Genomic DNA, 7,884 nt, shown 5'->3' with positions numbered 1-7,884 from the left:
CTTGAACGGGTGCACTCATACCGACAACGAATAACTGAATTAATGTTTTATTATGATTGTTTGTAAAATCCTCAAATACAGTTTGTGGAGCGGTGGTTTCAAGGAAAACTGACACAGGTATATTTCCATTTGCATTTTCTGCAGAACCAGCTATCGTATGAGTTTCAATAAAACAGTTATTTTTTTGATTGTTGGAATGTGATTGGTTTTTATAATATTTTTTACCATCTTTATAAAAGTAATCAGCCATATGAATTTAAAGCTCCCTTCTTTTAGATATCTATATAGTCTATTTAATAAAGTAAAGTAGTGCTTGTACAACATAATAAAATCCGCTCTCGTAATTATCTAAAAATGTTATTTGGAAATTAAAGAGCGCCATTCAAGGCGCTCTCGGATAAACATTAATATTGAAAAAGAATACCACATTATATTTTATGCATGTTCTTAATAAATGTGTAGTTTTTTAGCAAAATCCTTATTTGAAAACAAGAAGCCCTAGAGTTAGGGCTCTAAGGCTTCTTATTTTGGTATTCTCACATGGTTTTTCAAAAAGAATAGAACATATTGAAGATAACATGTGAATGTTTCATAAATGTATCAAAAAAGTGAACAAAATTGCTAGTGGAGAAGAAGCAGAAATGAAGTTTCTAATACGTAAGTACGTGAAAGGTATTATTTCCAGTGAATAAAATGCGCATGGGACACCTAATCATTATTTTATCGGGGGAAAAGAATATGTTATGAACTTGGTTGAATGAAAAAATGAAAATTTTACTTTTAGAGTGAAACTAAACAAAAACGCTATTTTATTAGAAAAGGAGAATGAAAATGGAGGTCCAGTTAATTCACGAACAAACATATAAAAGTCAGTATGATTTAGAAAGTGCAGTAGAAAAATTCTACGATAGTCTCCGAGAAGAATTCGGAATGGTTGAGGACGAGGATATCAAGCAATTTGACCATATAAGCAGAGTATTTGAGGCGACGGCCGTAATGGAGAGAAGGTAGAAATATTCTTTGCGGATGATGCAGACGAAGATGAATCATGGGCTTGTAAAGCTTATCAAGTAGCTTAATAAAAACTTCATTTGAAAGAAAAGTGATCAGGGTGGAAGTTCAATATGATGCGCAGGGCCGAATGAAGTATCATCCTGATTACGATCCGAATCATAAGAAGCCGTATACAACGAAAGAATTAGCCTACATATGTAAGTATTATGGATTCGGAAAGGTGAAGGGAATTGCTTTAGCATTAGGAAGAACGGAATTAACGATAAGGCAGCTAGTAAATACTCTCCGGAAGAATGGAATGTTTGAAAAATATAAAACTATGGGTGAGTAATTACAATAAAAATTTCATTTTATAGAAATCAAAACCCTAGTTTCCTAGGGTAATGGTATAACTGCCAAATATATTTTATTCGTTTATATCGTAACTTAATATTACGTTAAATACATCAGGTAAATGAAACCAATTGTAGAAAATAAGAGCAGTTAGCAAAAGCTAACTGCTCATCTCCAAGGGGGAACAAGGAGAAAATCTAATGTCATATATAGTATTGACGTAATATTTAGTTTTATTCGTGAAGAATTACGTTTAACTTAATGCATAACCAACGATTAAAGTTAGTGTTAAAAACACTGATAATAACAATGTTAGCAGAACTGTTACTATGCTTCTAAGCATTGCTATCCAATTACCTGCTTTAGAGAATCCTTTAATACCAGCAAAAAAAGTTCCTATTGAAAAAATGAGTACAAAAAATAAAGGGTGAAAATAAACGATATTTATAAACGACGCATTCATTTCAGGTGTGCATACTTCAAGATATAAAAGAAAAAAAGCAATGCAAACGAATGAAAAAATAAAAGACCGTAGATTTATATTATGCTTCATAGGTTGCTCCTTTGTTATCAAAATATTTCTATTAAATTTTAATGGAAAATATAAGAAAAATATAGTGGTTATAAATTAGAATGAATTTTTAAACAAAATAATTCTTTTGTTTAAAGAAAAACAAGCCACCACGTTACAATAATTGGAGATATTTTCCAAGGTTTCCTTAAGAGGGTGGGAATAGAAAGAATATCTTCGAGAGGAAAGGAATTAATTTATGTTAGGAAATTGGTTGGATAAATTAAAAGAACCTAAATGTATACATTGATATAAACTTATTAATAGTCATGACAATGAAGATTTTAAAACTGGTAAGATGGGGATAGTTAGTTATTATAAATGTGAAAAGTGCTGGAATTGTTCTAAAGGAAGGAATATCTGAAATATAAATATAATTGAGGGGAGTGAAATAATAATGGAAACTAGTACTTTTTTAGGGCTGTTCTGGGGATGGATGACGGTTATCGTATCGGGAATACTTTTCGTCCGTCCATCGGTGCTACGTGACTTAAAAAAATTAGTGGTTGAAGACAGAGGGTTTGGTATTATGTATGGTTTTCTATCAATTTTCCTAGGATTAGGTACTGTAATTCTACATAATGTATGGGGATTCAACTGGCAGGGATTCCTAACGGTTATTGCATGGCTTGCATTATTAAAGGGAATTTACATAATTGCATATCCTGAACCCTCCAAGAAAACAGACTTTGAAGTAAGGATACTATCAACACGTATAGTACTCGCTATCATTGGTGCTTTGGCTTTATGGATGCTTATAGTAATCTATATAAAATAATCTTTTTTTAATAAATAAAAGAGCCTGATATGAGAGAAAATGCCTTTTCAAAAATTGCATATGAGGAAAATCAATGTCAATAGTTTAATACCAATAAATTAGAATTAATTCCAGGTATTAAGTATTGAGAAATAAAAAATATTTAACGCAACAAATTGGTTAACTTTATGAGCTAACCAATTGTTACACAAAAGAAAATTAGGCCCTATAAGTAATAGATGTGTAACTTAAAGTTATAGTTATAGTGTAAGCGAGATTGAAAATGTTATATGAAAGTAATTCTGTTTAAAAGTTTTATTTTGTCATAAATAAAAGAGCATTTAGCCCAGCCTAACTGCTCGATACAGAGGTAATAGTCTAGCTACATAGATATTATATGCTGAGTTATTGATTTTATTTGTGTAAAACACAAAAGAGCAGCTAACAAAACCTAGCCGCTCTAAACAGTGATGTGTCTCTAGATGTAGTTGTAGTATAAACAGAACGTTGAGTTTTATTCATGGGGAGATAGAAATGGGCTTGAAAATAGAATATAGTCCGGCTAGAAAACTAGAGGACACCAATTTTTAGAACTGCGATAAAATTGTTTTAAGAAATGGTGTTCTCTTTATTTTGAAAGGGGATTTAGGAAATGAAGGTATTAGAATAGAAATGGTTAATAAACGCATAGATTGATAAAAAGTAAAGGGCAAATCCCTTATGAGAATAAGGAATATTATCATTTTTGTTACTATTTTCTTCTATCTTTATATATAATTAATTTGTATTTTATATATAAATTAGGAGGGAATTTATGACTACAAATAAGGACTACATTCGTTATATCCGGGGAAAAGTAGGACATGATTTAATATTTCTTAATTTTGCTGGAGGTATTGTTTATAACGAACGAAATGAAATTCTTTTACAAAAACGGGGAGATAGAAATGAATGGGGTCTTCCAGGTGGTGCTATGGAACTTGGAGAATCTCTTGAAGAAACCGCTAAACGAGAAATATTTGAGGAGACAGGATTAAATGTTGAAGTTGAACATCTTATAGGTGTCTATTCTAAATATTCTGGTGAGTTTCCGAACGGAGATAAAGCTCAGACTATCACTCATTGTTTTCAATGTAAGCCAATTGGTGGAGAACTTACTGTAGATGGTATTGAGACTTTGGATTTAAAATACTTCCCAATAGACCAAATACCAAAATTATTCACAAAACTACACGAAGATGCCTTAGAAGATTGGCTTTCCAAAAGAAAAGGTGTATTTAGATAAAAAACTTTCAAATTAATTATCCATAATCTTTAACTAACAGGTGCTTTAATTGAGCAAGAAAATAAAAACCTTTAACTTCCGCTAAAGATAATTATGTTAATGATCTAGTGATGGCAGTTCTCGTAAGGACAAAAAGAGGAACGTATATAAATAGAGTTGTAGAAATAGAAAGAGTGGATTCCTTGTGAGAGAGTAGGGATCCACTTTTTTCTTGCCACTGATAAAGAGACACTATATCTGACTTGCATAAATATCCTATTTATTCAAATTTGTCCTTTCTAATGGTACAATTAGATTCATGGAGGGATATTATGGTAAGTTTTTATGTAACACTGTTTCTTATATTTGGTACTGCGATATTTTTATTTTTCTTGTCCGGTTCATCAAAAATTAAGGCTAAAAATCTATCATTGATAATGATCTGTTTAGGGATAAATCTACTCACAAGTCCAATGGCTTTATTTATAGGTGTGATGGCAACAGACTCTCCATATAGCACTACGCTTGATTTTTTTGGAGGATGTCTCTTTATTCAGGGAATACCGCTCCTCCTCCTACTTGCAGCTTTTTTGAAGTTTGCAATAGCAAAGAAAACAAAACAAGTATAGTATAAACTCTATATTTCTTTTAATAATTTAGGGTTATATCTTTTCTGCGTTAGCTGCTTTTAACCACGCTTCGTAGAATTCTGTAACTGATGCATACCGTTCTGCGCGATCTTTATTTACAGCACGATACGCTACCTCATATAATTCCTTACTTGCTTCCCATTTTATAAAAGAACGATCTTTTTCACCGCCTAAAAGTGAGAAAGCCATTGCTCCCATATTAAATACATTTGTTCTTTCATCAATTGTTGCGTTTAGTTCAAATTCCTCTGGTGACATAAAACGGGAGGAACCCCATAGCCGGCCCATTTTATTTATGTAAGGTTTCTTACTGTATAAATCTATATCACAAATTTTTGTTTCGTTTGTATTAAAATTATATAAAATACTACCGTCATAAAAATCTATTGCTACATAGTTTTTCTTTTCTACATAAGTATGGAAAGAAAAAAGGGAATGTAAGGAATGAATTCGTTCTATAGCAGATAAATGTCTAAATTTATAAAATGGAGAGTTTGGATTTTTATATTTCTCAGGAGGTGGGAAACTCCAATGCGAATGAAGACATTCACCATCAAACCAATCGAAAATTAATACATATCCAGATTGAGCTGGAAAATGATCAATTAGTCTTATGAGCGATTCATGTTTTAAATCTTCATAGATAGTAACTGAATTTTTTAGCCTTTTAATAGCGTGACCCGTTGTTCCTTCAAATGCAATTGTTTGTGCTCCTGCGTATTTGATAAATTTCTTATGCTCATCTTTTTCTACACCAAAACTTATATTACCTGAGTCTTGCTGGTCAAAAACTGCAAATACGGTTCCTAATTTAATAAGCCAATCAAAATTATGATATTCTTTTAATTGGAATGTTACGTTATTTAACTGAATTTCCACGGAATTATCTTTCATAGATTACCTCACATTTAATATAATTATGTTGTACATTCCACTATTCGACATATTTTATGGAAATCCTATGCTAATAATATAAAATTTTATAAATATAATGATAAACACTTATAAAGAGGTGAATACAATGGATCAACAAATTGTTATTAAAGCATATCAAAAAGACTGGGTTGAAGAGTATATAAAAGAAAAAGAGAAATTCTGTTCCTTGTTAGGACAAGAAATAATTGCTGTTGAACATATAGGAAGCACAGCAGTAGAAGGATTAGGAGCTAAACCTCTTATTGATATGATGATTGGCGTAACAGACTTACAAATTACTGAAAACTGGATTGAAATTCTATCGGAAATTGGATATGAGTTTGTTCCAAAAGATGCAACCAATTGGCGTTTTTTTAGAAAGGGAAAATGGAGAGCGGGTACTCATCATTTGAATATTTATATTTATAATAGTGATGAGTGGAGAAACAATATTTTATTTCGTGACTTTCTAATAAGCCATGAATGGGCACGTAAAGAATATAGAGAATTAAAAGAGAGGCTTGCTATTACATATGCTTTTGATCGTGTTTCATATACAAAGGCAAAAGCGCCATTTATTCGAAAAATATTAGAATTGGCTAGAATTCAATAAATTTATAGATTCTTATCTAACTAGTTTTGAAACCTCTTCCTATACTTTTTATAGGGAGAGGATTTTTTGTTTTTTTCATGACAAAATATATAATTTCTAATTATTGGAGGCAAACTATTTTATTTATTTTGATATTTCTAGTACATTGGAAATATTAAGGGGGTATTAAGCAATGAAAGCTATTGTACATCAATATGAAAAAGGATTAGAGGGGTTAGAATATAAATTTTCACCTGAGATAAGTCCTAATGCAGGTGAAGTAAAAATAAAGTTAAAAGCTGCAGGGTTAAATCATAGGGATTTATTTATTATAAACAATAGAAAAGAAATGGATCTACCATTAGTAATAGGGTCAGATGGCTCAGGAATTGTTACAGAAATAGGAGAAGGAGTTTCAAATATTACACTACATACAGAAGTTATTATTAATCCTAGTATTGGATGGGAACATGCTACTGAAGTACCGGAGTTACCGGAAGTGCTAGGTGGACCGAAAGATGGAACGTTTGCTGAATATGTAATTGTACCGGCTGAAAATGTAGTAGAAAAGCCGGCATATCTTACTTGGGAAGAATCAGGTGTTTTATCTTTATCCGCATTAACAGCATATAGAGCACTTTTTACAAAGGGTAGATTGAAGTGCGGTGAACATGTTTTAATTCCGGGAATAGGAGGTGGTGTAGCTACATTTGCCATGTTATTCGCGAAAGCAATCGGCGCAAAAGTGAGTGTTACTTCAAGGGTAGAGAATAAAAGGGAACTTGCTGAAAAATATGGTGCAGATATTTCTTTTAATAGTACCGGAAATTGGGAAGAGAGCTTACAAGGTGAAAAAGTAGATTTAATAATAGATAGTATAGGCCCGGCAACTTTCTTGAAATATTTTGATGTATTAAAACCAAATGGAAGAATCGTGAATTTTGGTGCAAGCTCAGGAGATAAAATTGAATTACCATTACGCGCATTATTTTATAATCAAATTGATATTATGGGAACATCCATGGGTAGCCGTGAGGAATTTAATGAGATGATAAAGTTTATTGAAAAATATCAAATTAAACCAATTATTGATAAGGTTTACTCGTTAGAAGAAGCAATTCGAGCACTAAGCCGTATGGAACATGGGGAACAATTCGGAAATATTGTACTTCAAATGAATTAAAAAATATGATTTTACAATTAGTATATTTAAATGAACATGTTATGTATTTCAAATATGAAAAAAATACGAACCGCCTTATTATAAAGGCTTACCGGCTTTATACATAAATAGCGTATAAAATTTGTTTTATAATTGTCACATGAGTAATAGTAAAATGAGAATTAGATGAAAAAAGTTTAAGCCTATTTTCATAATGGTATTGTATACTGTGTAAATCAAGAACACTTGTATGTAAGGAGAGAGTTTAATGAATTACACAGTATTTCAGTGGTTTAATAATTTTGCTGATTCATCCAAACTATTAGATACGTTAATGATTGCTATTACAAATAGCGCTGCATACGTAGCCGTTCTATTTATGTTTATCTTATGGTTTAATAATGGAAAGAAAGAAAAGGCAATTAGAAAACAATATACAGTTTTATATACGACGCTTTCGGTTATTATTGCATTATTAGTAAATGTTCTTATACACGCGGTATATTACCATCCGCGTCCATTCGTATCACATGATGTACATCAATTAGTACCACATGCAGCAGATTCATCATTCGTTAGTGATCATTCTGTACTTGTATTTTCAATCGCCTTCGTATTTATTCTTA

The 7,884-nt window shown here is 31.5% G+C and carries 9 protein-coding genes and 2 pseudogenes; 8 read left to right on the top strand and 3 right to left on the bottom strand.

Annotated features, from left to right (window positions below; genetic code table 11):
* A pseudogene (locus tag H6481_RS27740) lies at positions 1 to 250 on the bottom strand (exosporium protein D); the annotation flags it as partial.
* Between the two features lie 581 nt (positions 251 to 831).
* On the opposite strand from H6481_RS27740, the pseudogene H6481_RS27735 reads away from it, so the two are divergent.
* Positions 832 to 1,079 (top strand): annotated as a pseudogene (locus H6481_RS27735) (hypothetical protein).
* 32 nt (positions 1,080 to 1,111) lie between these two features.
* Positions 1,112 to 1,345, top strand: a complete 234-nt coding sequence (locus H6481_RS27730) for a hypothetical protein (RefSeq protein WP_000453747.1) — start codon at positions 1,112 to 1,114, stop codon at positions 1,343 to 1,345.
* Positions 1,346 to 1,600: 255 nt separating this feature from the next.
* Here H6481_RS27730 and H6481_RS29035 read toward each other — a convergent pair whose 3' ends face one another.
* Positions 1,601 to 1,900, bottom strand: a complete 300-nt coding sequence (locus H6481_RS29035; protein WP_065483806.1) for a hypothetical protein — start codon at positions 1,898 to 1,900, stop codon at positions 1,601 to 1,603.
* A gap of 415 nt (positions 1,901 to 2,315) precedes the next feature.
* Between H6481_RS29035 and H6481_RS27725 the strand changes: the two genes are divergently transcribed.
* The 3 genes from H6481_RS27725 to H6481_RS27715 all read left to right on the top strand — a co-directional run bounded on the left by H6481_RS27725 (position 2,316) and on the right by H6481_RS27715 (position 4,568).
* On the top strand, positions 2,316 to 2,696 hold the full coding sequence (locus H6481_RS27725) for a hypothetical protein (RefSeq protein ID WP_063547426.1): 381 nt from the start codon (positions 2,316 to 2,318) through the stop codon (positions 2,694 to 2,696).
* A 793-nt stretch (positions 2,697 to 3,489) separates the two neighbouring features.
* Entirely contained in the window at positions 3,490 to 3,960 is a 471-nt protein-coding gene (locus tag H6481_RS27720) for an NUDIX hydrolase (RefSeq protein ID WP_000210489.1), read from the top strand.
* A 311-nt stretch (positions 3,961 to 4,271) separates the two neighbouring features.
* Positions 4,272 to 4,568 carry a hypothetical protein gene (locus H6481_RS27715; protein ID WP_000253417.1) on the top strand — a complete coding sequence of 99 codons (297 nt, stop codon included), beginning with the start codon at positions 4,272 to 4,274 and terminating at the stop codon, positions 4,566 to 4,568.
* 33 nt (positions 4,569 to 4,601) lie between these two features.
* Here the strand turns inward: H6481_RS27715 and H6481_RS27710 are convergent, their stop codons facing one another.
* Entirely contained in the window at positions 4,602 to 5,483 is an 882-nt protein-coding gene (locus H6481_RS27710; protein WP_000654530.1) for a serine/threonine protein kinase, read from the bottom strand.
* Between the two features lie 127 nt (positions 5,484 to 5,610).
* Here H6481_RS27710 and H6481_RS27705 point away from each other — a divergent pair, with 127 nt between their 5' ends.
* The 3 genes from H6481_RS27705 to H6481_RS27695 form a co-directional block, all read left to right on the top strand.
* Positions 5,611 to 6,117, top strand: coding sequence for a GrpB family protein (locus H6481_RS27705; protein ID WP_182813751.1), 507 nt, complete (start codon positions 5,611 to 5,613; stop codon positions 6,115 to 6,117).
* Positions 6,118 to 6,289: 172 nt separating this feature from the next.
* The gene (locus H6481_RS27700; RefSeq protein ID WP_000644511.1) at positions 6,290 to 7,279 is read left to right on the top strand and encodes a zinc-binding dehydrogenase; all 990 of its coding nucleotides are present in this window, start codon (positions 6,290 to 6,292) and stop codon (positions 7,277 to 7,279) included.
* Between the two features lie 247 nt (positions 7,280 to 7,526).
* A partial coding sequence (locus H6481_RS27695; RefSeq protein WP_182813749.1) for a phosphatase PAP2 family protein occupies positions 7,527 to 7,884 on the top strand: 358 nt, incomplete at its 3' end.

It is taken from the genome of Bacillus sp. ME78, assembly GCF_903970865.1.
Classification (GTDB): Bacteria; Bacillota; Bacilli; order Bacillales; family Bacillaceae_G; genus Bacillus_A; species Bacillus_A cereus.
Note: the sequence above shows the minus strand (reverse complement) of the source record. Positions and strands in the feature narration are given on the sequence as shown.

Coding starts and splice junctions, on each gene's coding strand:
- H6481_RS27710 (WP_000654530.1), bottom strand. CDS start 5,483: ATGAAAGATAATTCCGTGGAAATTCAGTTAAATAACGTAACATTCCAA.
- H6481_RS27725 (WP_063547426.1), top strand. CDS start 2,316: ATGGAAACTAGTACTTTTTTAGGGCTGTTCTGGGGATGGATGACGGTT.
- H6481_RS27715 (WP_000253417.1), top strand. CDS start 4,272: ATGGTAAGTTTTTATGTAACACTGTTTCTTATATTTGGTACTGCGATA.
- H6481_RS27700 (WP_000644511.1), top strand. CDS start 6,290: ATGAAAGCTATTGTACATCAATATGAAAAAGGATTAGAGGGGTTAGAA.
- H6481_RS29035 (WP_065483806.1), bottom strand. CDS start 1,900: ATGAAGCATAATATAAATCTACGGTCTTTTATTTTTTCATTCGTTTGC.
- H6481_RS27720 (WP_000210489.1), top strand. CDS start 3,490: ATGACTACAAATAAGGACTACATTCGTTATATCCGGGGAAAAGTAGGA.
- H6481_RS27705 (WP_182813751.1), top strand. CDS start 5,611: ATGGATCAACAAATTGTTATTAAAGCATATCAAAAAGACTGGGTTGAA.